This window comes from Treponema sp. OMZ 840, from assembly GCF_050937815.1.
GTDB lineage: Bacteria > Spirochaetota > Spirochaetia > Treponematales > Treponemataceae > Treponema_C.
In genome coordinates, this window is sequence record NZ_JACDIJ010000002.1 from 1 (window position 1) to 13,480 (window position 13,480).

Below are 13,480 nucleotides of genomic sequence, written 5' to 3' on the forward strand. Positions count from 1 at the left end.
AAAACTCAAAGGTGAAGCGAGCGGCGCTATTTCAGCCGCGAGCTTCAACACACCTCCTTTGTTTTATTTAACTAACAAATCGGATGTACGCTATCAAAACACCTCCTAAACCGTACACAGGGAATAAACCGCCCGTTAAAAAGGCGGCAACGCCCTTATTCTTTTATTTCCCGCCATTTTGTGCGTCCCGTCCGTAAAAGACGGAATTCTCTGACAAGCAAAATCAATACGGGAACGCCGCTTAAAACTTCAATGAGAAAGGTTCCGTAGTACACACCCCCGACACCGATAAAGGCGGGCAGGATGAGCATAACGGGGATGTAAAATACAATCTGCTGCAAAATACCGAGTACCGAGCTTATTTTCCCCTTATTGATTGCGGGAAAAAATCCAAGCGCTAAAAAGACAAGGGGCATAACCGGCAAAAGGGCCATATATATTCTAAAATGTATAATATCCTGAAAGTTCAGCTGCGGGCTTTTAATCATTAAAGAAATCGCGGCACCGGGGAAGGCAAGCATTAAAATCCACAGCGGGATTATCAATACGAGGGCGATACATAAAAAGCGTTTAAAAGCCGAAACAAGCCGCTCCGGCCGATCCGCACCGAAGTTTATACCGATAACCGGAGAGAGGGCAAACATAAAACCGCCTATGGGCTGTATTATAAAAGAAAAAAGACGGGTAACTACCCCGTAAAACGCAATATCGCCTGACGAACCGTAGCGGCTGATCACGTTTAACACTAAAAACATTTGAATAGTTCCCGTAAGCTGCATAATAAAACCGGCTAAGCCCATCGAAACGATTTTACCGAGAATATTCCGGTCGCATTTAATATTGAATACGGAAGAAGGGGCGGCCTTTTCTTTTTTTATAAAGTATAAAACCGCGATGAGCGCCTGTACCGCCATACCGATATTTGTCCCCATTGCGGCACCTTTTATACCGAAATTAAAAATAACCATAAGTACATAGTTTGAAAAACCGTTTACAACCAAGCCGGTACCCATAATAATTGCCGCCGTTTTCATCTTTCCTTCGGAGCGGATAAGATTATTTAATGCAATCGAATAAATCCACACCGGAGCTGCCGCAAGGACTGTACGGTAGTATTCATTTCCGCGTGCAAGAGCTTCGCCGCGGCCGCCCATTAAAAAAAGCGTTTGCTCGGAAAGCAAAAAACCGAGTATCATGACAATAAGGCTTACAGCAAGAGTTAAAAAATTAACGTTTCCGGGTATTCTTTTTTGCGCTTCTTTATCTTCAGCTCCGATGGAAATGCTTAAAAGAGTGCCCGCCCCCGAACCGATAAGAATACCCAATCCTATAATAATAATAACGGGCGGCAGGGCAACGGAAATACCGGCAAGAGCACCTTCTTCGGCAAAGTGGCCGACAAAGATTCCGTCCAATACGTTGTTTGCACCCAATAAAACCATCGCGATAACGGCGGGCCACGAAAGATCAAAGATAACTTTCCACAAATCACCTTTTAAAATAAATTCTTTTTGTTTTTCATTTTCCATTAATTTGCTCCATCCAATATTGCTTCCAGCCTCCGCAGTGGTAGGCATTAAAATCGAGGATATATTCCAAGGCTTCATTTTTTTTCAGATTATGATAAAAAATTTCTTTCATATTTTCAAAATGAGAGGAAACCGTTACATGAATAAAAAATTTTGTTCTGCGGGATACGCTGATGCCGTCTTTTTTAAGCCAGCGGATTGTTTCGGCTTCCAAAAATTCAACAGCGTCATTAAATACATGTTCGTAAGAACTTCCCTTGGAACTGCATATAATCAATTTCATTTCATCATAGTTATCGTAAAAAAAATCGACCATCCGTATAAAGCGCTCACGGGAAAGTTCCGTAATAAGCGAAATATCGGTTGTTTTGATGCTGTAAAATCCTTTTTCGGAGGATCCGTCATGACTTTCTTTTAAAATTTTTAGAAATTCGTCAAAAACGTTCCCTATAAGGGCGGCGAATATGGCGTCCTTATCTTTGAATTTATTGTATAAAGCACCGGTGGTAAGGCCCGCTTTTTCGGCAATAGTTCTTACGCTTGTTCCTGCAAACCCCTTGTTCAAAAATTCTTCTTTTGCCGCAAAAAGAATTTTTGCCTCGGTATTCAAATTATCCTTTGCTACTAAAACTTTTTCAATCATAAAAGCGTTTCCGACTGATAATATCATTGATATGAATAAATAACAGTGTTATTTTCTGCTAACAATAGTATTCAAAAGGCTTCGGAATGTCAACAGGAATCGGTATTTTAAATACGGAAAAATATAATTAAAAGCTTTTTTTCGGATTTTTTTTTGCCGGCTGCCGCTTACAAAGCTTTATAAATTCCGAACGACTCCTTGTCAAAGCAAACGATATATACATGCAAAAAATCACCGTTTTTATGTAAAAATGTCCGGATTTCGCCGAAAGCAATGCCGGCGGCTTCTTTTTTAGGATAACCGTAGATACCCGTGCTTATACAGGGAAAGGCTACGGACTTACACCCATGTTCAGCCGCCAAAGCTAAACAGCGCCGATAACAGGATGCCAGTAAATCGGCTTCACCGCTTTTTCCGTCTTTATACACGGGGCCGGGAGTGTGAATAATATATCGTGCAGGCAGCTTGTATCCGTCCGTTATTTTTGCATCTCCGGTTTTACAGCCGTTAAGCTTTTTACATGCTTCCAAAAGCGCCGGGCCGGCCGCCCGATGGATTGCACCGTCCACACCCCCTCCGCCGAGAAGAGAGGTATTTGCCGCGTTTACGACCGCATCGACCTTCATCTGTGTAATATCGCACATAACGATTTCTATAGGCATGATTTTATTATAAGATTAAAAGCCTAAAACACGCAAGCATAAAATCATTCAAAAAAAGAAGACAACTGCGCTATGTATTTTTTGACCGCCTTACGCCCCTCCTCCGTTGCCGCATATAGGGTAAGGGGCTTACGGTTTACAAAGAGCTTTTCGACGGTCAGATAGCCTGCGTTTTCGAGTTTTTTACAGTGAGCGGTTAAATTACCGTCGGTAGCCCCCACCTTTTCCCTGAGCAGGGTAAATTCGATTTTTTCGCAGCCGAGTAAAACCGACATAATTGCAAGGCGAAGCCGCGACGACAACTGTTCGTCAAGAAGGCGGTGATCGAAAGAAGAGTGCCGATTGTCGGCTTCACTCATCGGCATATACCGCCTTTTTTCTTTTGACAATAATCAGAGCGCTTAGTGCCGGCAATCCGAGTAGTACAAAGGTTGCCGCCCCGATAATAAGGGGTGCCGTGTATTTCGGTGCAAAGAGGCAAAGCGTTCCGCATCCGGCCCAGCACAAGGCTTCAAAACATAAAAACAGACGCAGTTTTTTTTGTACCATGGCGGCGGTTACCCCATGACCGACCGCAAGACAAAGCCCCGTACTAAAAAATCCTGCATTAAAATCGAGTTTCCCCCAAAAACCGAGTACCATATTTAAAATAACGGCCGCACCGATACTCCCCCATAGAGCCGCAAAAATCCTGTCGGTTGCTTTTTTTATCTTCAGTTTTTGTTTCCGCTTCATAAAAAAAGCTAAAAAGATTTGACAGGCTGCCATTATAAAAAGCCAAAGTACCGGAATAAACAGGCTTTGTTCCGCCCGTGCCAAAGCATAAGATATAAAAGTGCCTGCGGGAATCGTAAGGCCGTACAATAAAAAGGGTACAATCATATCTTCAAGCCCTTCACGTACCTCTTCGGTTAATGCGCTTATCAATATTAATCTTTCTTTTATTTCTTCATTAGTCATATTTTTTCCTATCGGCAAACGTGGTGCCGTCAGTATCGAAAAGCCGGCTTTTAAACAGCTCCAAGGACGCTTGTTTATTTTGAACGCGGCAGCATCGGTATGGTGTAGCGCATGCCCGCCTTTGCCGTAAATCCGAGTCCTCCGCCTCCCATTTCGGTAAAAACACTGAAATCCGCAGACCGCTTTCCCGTAAAAAATTCAAAGCCGAAAAAGCCCTGTCCGCTTATAAGTACGGCGGGCTTATCTTTTTGAGCGGGAAACACAAAGACGGGGCCGCCTCCGCCGTAAAGACGTATATTTGCCGTTTGCATGAGCGTCCCTCCCATCAACGAAACGTCAAGTACGTAATAGAACTTTTTTCGCTGCGGATTCGGAAAAAAGCAGCCGGCATTTACCTTCAATGCGGCCGAATTATAAAACAGCCAAGGAGACGTAACGGCAGCCGACATACCGAAATCGTTTTGACGTCCGACAAGGGCGTAATCGAAGGCGATACCCGTAACAGCGCTTTGCTTGGGTTCCGCATAAACGGAAACAAAGATAACACAACACAAAAAAACACAAAGCATGATTTTTTTCATTTTCTTCTCCTTAAATATTTAAGATAAGAAAATCATATCACGGCCACTTTGTTTTGTAAAGTACTTTATAAAATAAAAAAACAACACAAAAAAAAGAAATAAAAAGCACAAAACATTTTTTATTGAAATTTTCTTTTTTAATGACAAACCGTTCAAACTGTTTTATACTTTCTGTATGTACAAAGCACCGAAGACGAAGCTTGCCGTCGGTTAAAAATAAACAACGAGAAGGAGTGTAAAAAATGAAAAAATTTTTTATAACGGCTCTATCGATTTGTACTCTGTATACCGCTTTTGCATACAATATCGAGCACATCGATGTGTCGAAAATAAAAAATGTCGAAAAATATACCGCCGAAATTCGTTTTTTACAGGAAAACACGAAATTTTTAAGCGGATACATCCCCGATGAACACTGGAAGGCTCCCCTGTCTAAAACCGAATATATTAAAAAACTGAAAAAAATCCGCATCACGTTTTCCAAGTATCCAGAAAAGGACAATGCCGAATACTTGCTTTTAAAGGCGTTGGTGTCCGAATACTTGTATCATCTGCACGATACGGATTCTTATGAAGATACCGTGCAAGGCTACAATGCGGCAGGCAAGCTTAAAGATGCGGACTATCGTTATAAATGGTTTTTAGGAACTTTTTATGCACGCGCCGCTCAACCTTTTAAATCGATAAAAGAATTTGAATATATTTTTGAGCGTATTCCGCGCGAGCGCCTGCATCCGGCTTGTATCGGAGATTATGCCTATGCCGAAATGCTTGCCTTGATGCCTAAACGGGCAATTGCCGATTTTACCTACTATCATTCCGTAATCGGCGGCGGGGCGGAAAAAAACAGGGCATTACAATCTTTGATGGAAAACTTTATCGACTATACGGGAAAACATGATATAAAAGCCGATGACGTATTTTCTTTTTCCGAAAGAGAAGAAGGTTCCGGTGTGTTTTCGCGTTTACTGGGTTTGTGGATTCCCGTTGCTCCGGACGATACGTGTCAATTTTTAGACCTTACAGACGGCAAAGCAGCTGTACTGATAAGCGTTCCCTCCGTTTTGCCCGAATACGCCGGCACAACCTATACAATTCTCGTGCTTTCATTTTTATCCGATTTTGACGGACCCGCGGATATTTTGGAAAAATTACCCGCCTTAAAAGAAATAAACCTCGGTTTTCCTCAATCGTATAAAACCTACGAATACAGCAACCCCCGGCAATATCCGGAAAAAGGCGGCGCATACGGCTTGGCTGCGGTTGTGAGAGCTCCTTATGAGGCCGGACTTGAAACCGAAATAGAGCGGCCCGTAACAATCCGAAACACGGACAACGCGCCGGGTCCGCAGTACTTTGCTTTGCAAAAAGAATTCAACCGCTATAAGGGCGAACTGGTACATCTTATTTTACTTGACTCTTGTATTGCGTTTTACGATGAATCCGTACAAAAATATACCGACTTATTAAAAACCGTGAATATAAAATAAAGCTTTGCCGTATTGGAAAAAAACCGGTTTTTTATTATACTGGGGTTTATCGTTTTATTATGCGTATTTTTACCGCGGAGGTTTTATGCCCCTGTTTTTATTAACGGTGTCGGCCGTTATCTTTTTATGTGTTATCTTAAATAAGGTCGCTTCAAAACTCGGCATCCCGATGCTTTTGGCCTTTATTGTTTTGGGAATGGTGTTCGGGACCGACGGTCTTTTTAAAATTTCTTTTGACAATTATCCCTTTGCGGAAAAACTCTGTACGGCCGCCCTTATTTTTATTATGTTTTACGGCGGTTTCGGTACCAAATGGAGCGCGGCAAAACCGGTTGCCGTGCAGTCCTTTTTGTTGGCCACAATCGGCGTTGTGTTTACCGCCTTTTTTACCGCCGCATTTTGTTATTTTGTGCTGAACGTTTCGATAGGGGAAAGCTTTTTAATCGGGGCGGTAACAAGTTCCACCGACGCCGCTTCGGTGTTTTATATTTTACGTTCAAAACAGTTAAACCTGCGCTACAATACCGCTTCCCTGCTGGAAGCCGAAAGCGGAAGCAACGACCCTATGTCGTATATGCTTACGATTATAGCCTTATCGGTTTTGGAAGCCCAAAACGGAGGAGAAGGCAAGGGAGCGGCGGCCCTCGTTTATTTGATTTTATCGCAGCTTATTTACGGAGCGGCCTTCGGTATTGCAGCGGGCAAGGCGTCCGCCCTTATTTTGCGCAAATTCAAATTTGCCGATGCGGGCTTCGATTCGGCCTTTGTTATAGGAGCGGCGGTTATCTCTTATGCCCTGCCCTCTCTTATCGGCGGCAACGGCTACCTTTCGGCCTATATAGCGGGTATAATTTTGGGAAACAGCAATATACCGCATAAAAAAACCTTAGTGCATTTTTTTGACGGCATTACCGGCCTTGTACAAATGTTTGTGTTTTTTTTGCTCGGCCTTCTTGCCTTTCCCTCGTCTATTATTAATGTTTTACTGCCTTCAGCGGCGATTGCCGTCTTTTTAACCCTCGTTTCGCGCCCCCTTGCGGTTTTTTTGCTTTTAACCCCCGCCCGGTTTCCCGTAAAACAGCAGGTTTTGGTTTCATGGGCGGGGCTGCGCGGAGCCGCTTCAATCGTTTTTGCGGTTATGGCGGTAAGCAGCGTCCGCGGAACGGGCGGTATGCTACAGCACGATTTATTTCACATTGTTTTTTGTATCGTTTTGTTTTCGATTTTGATACAGGGCAGCCTTTTACCCCTTGCATCGAAAAAACTGAACATGATTGACGACAGCACAAACGTTTTGTACACCTTTAACGACTATCCCGACGAAATACCGATACGTTTTATTCAGGTAACCCAGCCCGAAGAGCACCCGTGGAACGGCCGGGAAATAAAAGACCTCATTCTGCCGCCCGAAACTATTTTGGTGCTTATTTTGAGGGAAACAAAGCGCATTATCCCGCGCGGAGGGACGGTGATTCAAAGCGGGGACATTTTGGTGCTTGCCGCGCAGGTTTTTGCGAATCAGGCGCAGGGAGAAGAAGCCGGAGACGAACTTGTGGAACTTCCCCTCGGCAAAAACCACGAATGGGCCGGAAAAACTTTGGCGGAAATCGCTTCGGAAGATACCTTTATCGTGCTTATAAAACGCGGAAGCCGCCTGATTATTCCCAAGGGAAGCAGCCGCCTCGCCGCAGGAGACGTGCTGGTGGTGGAACATGCGTCCTAAGTATTAGAGGGGAGAGAGCACGGTGTTCATAAAGATGAATAGTATCGAGGCATTGGGCACACGCAAAAAGGCTTCCGCGCTTCGCTTGTGCAGATTTTTTGCGCGGTGCCCATGCCTCACCGCCTGTTTCATCTAATGCCGCTGTATTCTCTCCCCTCATTCGCAGTCCCGAACAGGATGTTCGGGAAAGCTTTATATCGGCATAAAATCGGACACGATGTGCGATTTTATGCCTCCCGGCACGGATGACGGAACAGCCGTTAGTAATCGGTTTTGAGCTATGCTCAAAACCGGGATTCAAAACCGAGCAGGAGGCTCGGTGTTTCCAAGCCTTGCGAGTTTGAAGCAAAGCTTCAAACTCGTTGATTAAGAATGTACTCAGGAGGTACATTCTTAATCTCTTTTACGGCAGTACAATGTCTTGAAAGTCTTCCTCACCGCAGACTTTTAGGAGCTTCCAGTGTTTTGTATCCCGGGCTTTTTTAAAGGCTTCTTTTAAATCTGCGGGAACAGGGGCTTCAAATTTGTAGTTTTGCTCGGGAACCAGCGGGAGTTCGCTGAAAAGTATGCAGCTTGCATCGTCGATTTCCGCCCGCGCGGGTAAGCCGTTTAATAAGGCGGTAAAGGCGGCGGCATCCAGTTTGTTTAGGGCGCAGAATAGATTTTTCAGCTCGGTTACATTGTCCACATTAAGCGCGGTTAATTGATTGGCGTGGCAGGCGAGTTCTTGCAAAAGGGAAAGCCCCCGTACGTCAAGGGCGGTAAGCTTGTTGTTCCAGCATGCAAGCTCCGTAATTTTACCGCTTTTTAAGGTAATTTTGTCCCCCGTTGCGGTAAGTTCGGTTTCTTCGCCGCTGTTTACGCTTGTTTTGTCCGCACCCTCCACCGTTACGGCACTCCCGTCCGAGGTTCCTACCGTGATTTTTATCGTTTTATTGGCAGGGTCTAGGGTAAGAATTGCCGCGTCGGGGGTAATTGTTCCTCCGCCGGAATTACTTCCCGAACTTGTTCCGCCGCCTCCTGCGGCGTTGGGGCAGGCGGTAAACAATCCTACCGGCAATAACGATGCGGCAAGTACTGTAATTGCCGCCCAATGTGTAAAGCGCTTTGCGCTTTTGTTTGTGTGTTTCATAAGAAACCTCCTAAATGTTAGGGGGAGAGAGTACGGCGTTCATAAAGATGAATAGTATCGAGGCATTGGGCACACGCAAAAAGGCTGCCTCGAAGCTTCGCTGGCCGATACCGCGCTTCGCTTGTGCAGATTATTTTGCGGGCGCGAACCCCCGTCGCACACCACAGTATATTTATATGCTACGACCATAGCACCTCGCCCCTGTACCCGCCATTCCCGCTGTTCCGTAGGAAAAGCGGAAATTTCTTTCCACAGTCCCGAACAGGATGTTCGGGAAAGCTTTATATCCCCGACGTTTTAGGCGGTGTACACACCGCCTAAAACTCGAAGCATAAAATCGCACATGGATGTGCGATTTTATGCCTCCCGGCACGGACGTGCGGGAAAACTTGATATTTGCATACAAGCGGACATCCTGCCCGATTGTATGCAAGGTTCGGTTTTGAACCTGTGTAATATAAAAAAACGCACAGAGCGGAAAAATCCGCTTTGCGCGTTTGGGTGTGAGAATGCTTGTTTGTGTGATTTTTCGAAAGTGTAAATTTACAGCCGGCTATCCGCGAGTTTCGCCGGCTGCGCCGCCGAAACTCGTTGCATAAAAGCGAGCTGCCCTGCAGAGAGCTTTTATGCCGGTGCTGAGTGCTGAGTGCTGAGTGCTGAGTGCTGAGTGCTGAGTGCTGAGTGCTGAGTGCTGAGTGCTGAGTGCTGAGTGCTGAGTGCTGAGTGCTGAGTGCTGAGTGCTGAGTGCTGAGTAATTATGGGGGCGCGTTCGGCTTTGTCAAGTACCCTGTGCCCTTTTTGTGCGGAAAAGATAACAGATGTGCCGGTATTACCGTGCATAACGCCCCTCGTAAAAAGTTAATATAAAGCACAGCACAGATGTAGATAAGCGGATTATCCACGATGTCCGCTTTGCAATCCGTATTCCCCATAGCTTTTACAACCTGCACATGGACGTGCAGAAAAGCTTTAGGTAACAAGTTTTGCGAAGCAAAACTTAAGTTAAAAAGAAAACAGGATGTTTTCGTCCGATTCACCTTTTCCCATACGCTTTCCGACGCATACACGGATGTATGCGAAAGCTTTAGGTAACAAGTTTTGCGAAGCAAAACTTAAGTTAAAAAGAAAACAGGATGTTTTCTTTTTAAACATTGTAACACAAAATTCCTAAAAAAACAAAGTTTCGGGAAAGTTTTTTGTAATTTGTGTTAAGAAAGTACAAAGTGCGAGTCCGAGGGGCGAACTTTGCATTTCGACATTCACACTTCGAACTTTGTTACACTTTTTCTATTTCTTCTTTGCTTAAGCCCGATATTGTGCAAATATCGCTAATCGGATAATTCATAGCCTTCATCAGTTTTGCCGTTTCCAGTTTGGTTTGACGGGCACCTTTTTCAAGCCCGATAGCTTCGCCTTCTTCCAAGGCGATCTCGCGTTCTTCTTCTCTTTGAACCGCTATATCGGTTGCGTAATCATATTCTGCCAATAACATATTCATTACCTCCCGCGATTTGCGCTCCAAGTACTCTCTTAGTATATCATTATTTATACATTCCTGTACAGATTAGTAATATCAAAAAGCAGATACGTTGGGACGCCGCTCAAAAAGGCTGTCTGGAAGCTTCGCTGACCGATACCGCGCTTCGCTTGTGCAGAATTTTTCGTGCGTCGTCCACGTATCCGCTGTCTTTATATATACGATTAACCGTAATGTATACTTTAAAATATTTTAATAAAATATTTTAATGCCGGCATGGATGCCGCCGTTTCCGTATAGTCGCGATGTTTGGCGCTTGCACCAAACTCGAGGTCAAGGAATGTACACGGATGTGCATTCCTTGACACAGCATGTTTTCATTAACGGTAGACTGGTGTTCTGCAAGTACAATGATTTTATTATCTACAAGGAAGGACACATCGTTGTAGAAATTCATATACAGGATTTGCTCCAGTCTGATGTGACGCAGCTCGCAGTCAAGCGGCAGCTGTGTTCCGTGCAAGGCATTGTATAAACTGATAAAGTTTGCTTTTGCCGACTTATCCGCCCCGAAAAAGTCGGCAAACACGGAGTCCTTATAGGTTCGTTTGGGATTAGCCTTTGTCATACTTCACCTCCACCTATATATATAGGTGTCAGTTGACAAAAAAAGACACTTTTTCCGAAAAAATATTTTATGACCGGCACGGATGCCGGAAAAAGTCGATTATCCCCGACGTTTTAGGCGGTGTGTACACCGCCTAAAACTCGTAGCATAAAAACTCACACGGATGTGAGTTTTTATGCCCGCCACGGACGGCGGCACAGGCTATATATCCCCAAGTTTCGCTTGCGAAACTTGAAGCTAAAAATCGGACAAGACGTCCGATTTTTAGCCGCTCTCTTTAAACATTATAGGTTTGATATGAAAAAAAACAGAGTTTTTCCGAAAAAAGATAAATCTATTTTATATCTCGCCATGGATGGCGCCAAAAGCTTGATATCCACATAAAAACTCACACGAGGTGAGTTTTTATGTCAGGCAGGAATGCAGACAAAAGCTGTAACCAATCAGTTTTTTTTGGCACAGCTGCACAACAAAGCTATAATCATCTTACGACAAAAACATTCAATTACATTCCCAAAAATTATCGGCCCTATATCTTATCAAGAGAAAGCAATCCCCAAAAATTCTCCGTATCTTCATAAAAAATTCTTCCGGTGCCAAATGAAGCTTCCATAGACTTCCGATTCACCGGCTGCAATACTGAGCAAAATAATCTTATTCGTTTCCATTCTCCATCCATTATTTTTTAAGCAAATCATATATACAGTAATAAACGCGGAAAACAGAACATCGCTGTACCTATTCGGAAAATAATTTTTTGATATACATGTACCCATAATTTATCTCCGTCATTTTTATGATTGTTTTATAATACGGTCTGCTTGGTGACTAACCTCTTTTTTAACAGAAGAGAGAATCTCTTTTATCTTATTATCTTGTATAGTTTTAGTTGATGTACAACCCCACAAAATCAGGGTAATCGATACAAGTACATAATAATCTCTATTTCTCCGATTATACCGAGAGCAATAAAAATCAGCCCGTCTAATATGCATTCTTTTTTTGAGTACCAATGTCCCTTTCCATAGATGTTCCCGGAAAAAGAAAAAAAAGCTCTGGAAAGAAGGCTTATTCCATAAAACACAGGCATAATATATACTTCTTTCATTAGTAAGCAGATTAATAATCCCAAAATGCCTATACCCGGAAAAAGCAACAACTGGAGATTGACATTCAGATTTTCTTTTTTCATTATTTGCCTCTGTACCACCCTCTCTTGCGTCCGTAAAAACGTGCATATTTTCTGCCGTATCACACATTATACGGGCGTTTTCTTTTAGCTGCAAGGGTTTAGCGGCTTGGTAAGACGGACATCACGATTAAGGTACTTGTTGCGAGTTTCACCTATGTAAAACTCGCAACAATGTATGGCGCTATGGCATTGTATATAGACAACCAATTACAAAACCCTGCTTCCGTATTTCATCTTTATATTGCCTTTCCATAAATATTTTCGGTATCCACTGTTCCGGCATAAAAACCAGCATTAGATTAATATATTCTATGTTATTAAAATCAAGTGCGCATTCTTTTACATTTCCGGTATCCATTTCGAATTCAACCAGCTTCTGCGTTTTATCCAAAATCAATTTGTACATCATTTTTTCACCTGATTTTATGTAAAGTGTTCGAGGATCATAAACTTGTGCTGAAGAAAAATATTCAGTACAAAACGAATAATTCGGTGCATAAAATAAAACATTTTTTTGTATCGCTATTAAACTGTGTCCCGTATCCTCATGCAAATAGATATTTTTGTTTGTATTATTCGTAATAACTACAGAAATTATATAGTTTGTAGGACTATTTATAATATCCTTTATTTCCAGTTCAATTTTATCATTCGCAAATAGAAACCGACATATTTGTAATATCAACAAAAGAAATATTTTTTTCATTTTTCGTTATCTAATATTTACCGATTTCTTTTTAAACAGTATCAAAATGCAAAATATATTTATACAAATTGAAATTAAAAACAATATTATGAGAACCGGTAATAAAACAACTTTATTCTTACTCTTCAAATATTCTTCAGGTAGATTTCCTCTCGAAAAGACTCCCGTATATACCTTACCTGTACTTAGTGTAAGCTTTCCTTCTCCATCAAAATAATTATCCTTAAAATTCCCAACGTAATAGTCGCCTGCTTCATTTTTATATACGCCTTTGCCTTGTAAAAGCCCGTTCACAAAATGGCCATAGAAGGAATCCCCATTTTTTAAGATCATAACACCTTCGCCATTTAAATAACCGTTTTGAAATGTGCCACTACTGGTATTACCCGCTACATCAACAAGCTTACCGTGTCCGTCATAGAGTCCGTCTTTAAATTCACCTTCATATTTCGCTCCATTACTAAGCATTATTTTTCCTCTTCCGGTTTGCATACCGTTTAAGAAATCTCCTTCATATACGTATAAACGGGTTGTCAGCTTACCTTTGCCGTTATATAATCCGTCTTTGAATTCTCCTTCGTATTTATCTCCGTTTTCCCAAATTTGAATTGCGTGTCCATGAAACAGTCCTGTTTGTAAATTACCCAAATAAGTAGAACCGTTTGGCATTTGCACCGTATCCGCACATGCGGCACCAAACAATAAAGGCAAAAAAATAATCATCACAAAGTATTTCTTCATTCTATTCTCTCCTCTA

At 42.7% G+C, this 13,480-nt stretch carries 14 protein-coding genes; 2 read left to right on the forward strand and 12 right to left on the reverse strand.

The window, feature by feature from the left end; all coding sequences use genetic code 11:
• Positions 1-155 precede the first annotated feature (155 nt).
• From H0R92_RS03430 to H0R92_RS03455, 6 genes are all read right to left on the reverse strand, one after another.
• Positions 156-1,529 carry an MATE family efflux transporter gene (locus H0R92_RS03430; RefSeq protein ID WP_432961187.1) on the reverse strand — a complete coding sequence of 458 codons (1,374 nt, stop codon included), beginning with the start codon at positions 1,527-1,529 and terminating at the stop codon, positions 156-158.
• Entirely contained in the window at positions 1,519-2,172 is a 654-nt protein-coding gene (locus H0R92_RS03435; RefSeq protein ID WP_432961189.1) for a TetR/AcrR family transcriptional regulator, read from the reverse strand. Before H0R92_RS03435 ends, H0R92_RS03430 begins: the two co-directional genes overlap by 11 nt.
• Before the next feature lie 167 nt (positions 2,173-2,339).
• Positions 2,340-2,834: an O-acetyl-ADP-ribose deacetylase gene (locus tag H0R92_RS03440; protein ID WP_432961191.1), complete on the reverse strand. Its 495-nt coding sequence runs from the start codon at positions 2,832-2,834 to the stop codon at positions 2,340-2,342.
• A gap of 44 nt (positions 2,835-2,878) precedes the next feature.
• Positions 2,879-3,193 carry a winged helix-turn-helix domain-containing protein gene (locus H0R92_RS03445; RefSeq protein ID WP_432961193.1) on the reverse strand — a complete coding sequence of 105 codons (315 nt, stop codon included), beginning with the start codon at positions 3,191-3,193 and terminating at the stop codon, positions 2,879-2,881.
• Positions 3,186-3,794, reverse strand: coding sequence for a hypothetical protein (locus H0R92_RS03450; RefSeq protein WP_432961195.1), 609 nt, complete (start codon positions 3,792-3,794; stop codon positions 3,186-3,188). The genes H0R92_RS03445 and H0R92_RS03450 overlap by 8 nt, the downstream gene beginning before the upstream one ends.
• A gap of 74 nt (positions 3,795-3,868) precedes the next feature.
• Positions 3,869-4,375 carry a hypothetical protein gene (locus H0R92_RS03455; RefSeq protein WP_432961197.1) on the reverse strand — a complete coding sequence of 169 codons (507 nt, stop codon included), beginning with the start codon at positions 4,373-4,375 and terminating at the stop codon, positions 3,869-3,871.
• 242 nt (positions 4,376-4,617) lie between these two features.
• On the opposite strand from H0R92_RS03455, the gene H0R92_RS03460 reads away from it, so the two are divergent.
• Together H0R92_RS03460 and H0R92_RS03465 are read left to right on the forward strand one after the other, a co-directional pair.
• Positions 4,618-5,865, forward strand: a complete 1,248-nt coding sequence (locus H0R92_RS03460) for a hypothetical protein (protein ID WP_432961199.1) — start codon at positions 4,618-4,620, stop codon at positions 5,863-5,865.
• Between the two features lie 85 nt (positions 5,866-5,950).
• Positions 5,951-7,588: a potassium/proton antiporter gene (locus H0R92_RS03465; RefSeq protein WP_432961201.1), complete on the forward strand. Its 1,638-nt coding sequence runs from the start codon at positions 5,951-5,953 to the stop codon at positions 7,586-7,588.
• A gap of 403 nt (positions 7,589-7,991) precedes the next feature.
• On the opposite strand, the gene H0R92_RS03470 is transcribed toward H0R92_RS03465, so the two are convergent.
• The 6 genes from H0R92_RS03470 to H0R92_RS03495 form a co-directional block, all read right to left on the reverse strand.
• A complete protein-coding gene (locus H0R92_RS03470; protein ID WP_432961203.1) occupies positions 7,992-8,720 on the reverse strand; it encodes a leucine-rich repeat domain-containing protein in 729 nt (242 codons plus the stop codon).
• Positions 8,721-9,996: 1,276 nt separating this feature from the next.
• The gene (locus tag H0R92_RS03475) at positions 9,997-10,212 is read right to left on the reverse strand and encodes a hypothetical protein (RefSeq protein WP_432961205.1); all 216 of its coding nucleotides are present in this window, start codon (positions 10,210-10,212) and stop codon (positions 9,997-9,999) included.
• A 250-nt stretch (positions 10,213-10,462) separates the two neighbouring features.
• Complete coding sequence (locus tag H0R92_RS03480) at positions 10,463-10,825, reverse strand: hypothetical protein (RefSeq protein WP_432961210.1); 363 nt, start codon at positions 10,823-10,825, stop codon at positions 10,463-10,465.
• A gap of 910 nt (positions 10,826-11,735) precedes the next feature.
• Positions 11,736-12,017: a hypothetical protein gene (locus tag H0R92_RS03485; RefSeq protein ID WP_432961212.1), complete on the reverse strand. Its 282-nt coding sequence runs from the start codon at positions 12,015-12,017 to the stop codon at positions 11,736-11,738.
• A 181-nt stretch (positions 12,018-12,198) separates the two neighbouring features.
• Positions 12,199-12,723: a hypothetical protein gene (locus tag H0R92_RS03490; RefSeq protein WP_432961214.1), complete on the reverse strand. Its 525-nt coding sequence runs from the start codon at positions 12,721-12,723 to the stop codon at positions 12,199-12,201.
• A gap of 6 nt (positions 12,724-12,729) precedes the next feature.
• A complete protein-coding gene (locus tag H0R92_RS03495) occupies positions 12,730-13,464 on the reverse strand; it encodes an MORN repeat-containing protein (protein WP_432961216.1) in 735 nt (244 codons plus the stop codon).
• Between the last annotated feature and the right edge of the window lie 16 nt (positions 13,465-13,480).

Bases quoted from the DNA above. Each gene is read 5' to 3' on its own strand.
- H0R92_RS03430 (WP_432961187.1), bottom strand. From the start codon at position 1,529: ATGGAAAATGAAAAACAAAAAGAATTTATTTTAAAAGGTGATTTGTGG.
- H0R92_RS03435 (WP_432961189.1), bottom strand. From the start codon at position 2,172: ATGATTGAAAAAGTTTTAGTAGCAAAGGATAATTTGAATACCGAGGCA.
- H0R92_RS03440 (WP_432961191.1), bottom strand. From the start codon at position 2,834: ATGCCTATAGAAATCGTTATGTGCGATATTACACAGATGAAGGTCGAT.
- H0R92_RS03445 (WP_432961193.1), bottom strand. From the start codon at position 3,193: ATGAGTGAAGCCGACAATCGGCACTCTTCTTTCGATCACCGCCTTCTT.
- H0R92_RS03450 (WP_432961195.1), bottom strand. From the start codon at position 3,794: ATGACTAATGAAGAAATAAAAGAAAGATTAATATTGATAAGCGCATTA.
- H0R92_RS03455 (WP_432961197.1), bottom strand. From the start codon at position 4,375: ATGAAAAAAATCATGCTTTGTGTTTTTTTGTGTTGTGTTATCTTTGTT.
- H0R92_RS03460 (WP_432961199.1), top strand. From the start codon at position 4,618: ATGAAAAAATTTTTTATAACGGCTCTATCGATTTGTACTCTGTATACC.
- H0R92_RS03465 (WP_432961201.1), top strand. From the start codon at position 5,951: ATGCCCCTGTTTTTATTAACGGTGTCGGCCGTTATCTTTTTATGTGTT.
- H0R92_RS03470 (WP_432961203.1), bottom strand. From the start codon at position 8,720: ATGAAACACACAAACAAAAGCGCAAAGCGCTTTACACATTGGGCGGCA.
- H0R92_RS03475 (WP_432961205.1), bottom strand. From the start codon at position 10,212: ATGTTATTGGCAGAATATGATTACGCAACCGATATAGCGGTTCAAAGA.
- H0R92_RS03480 (WP_432961210.1), bottom strand. From the start codon at position 10,825: ATGACAAAGGCTAATCCCAAACGAACCTATAAGGACTCCGTGTTTGCC.
- H0R92_RS03485 (WP_432961212.1), bottom strand. From the start codon at position 12,017: ATGAAAAAAGAAAATCTGAATGTCAATCTCCAGTTGTTGCTTTTTCCG.
- H0R92_RS03490 (WP_432961214.1), bottom strand. From the start codon at position 12,723: ATGAAAAAAATATTTCTTTTGTTGATATTACAAATATGTCGGTTTCTA.
- H0R92_RS03495 (WP_432961216.1), bottom strand. From the start codon at position 13,464: ATGAAGAAATACTTTGTGATGATTATTTTTTTGCCTTTATTGTTTGGT.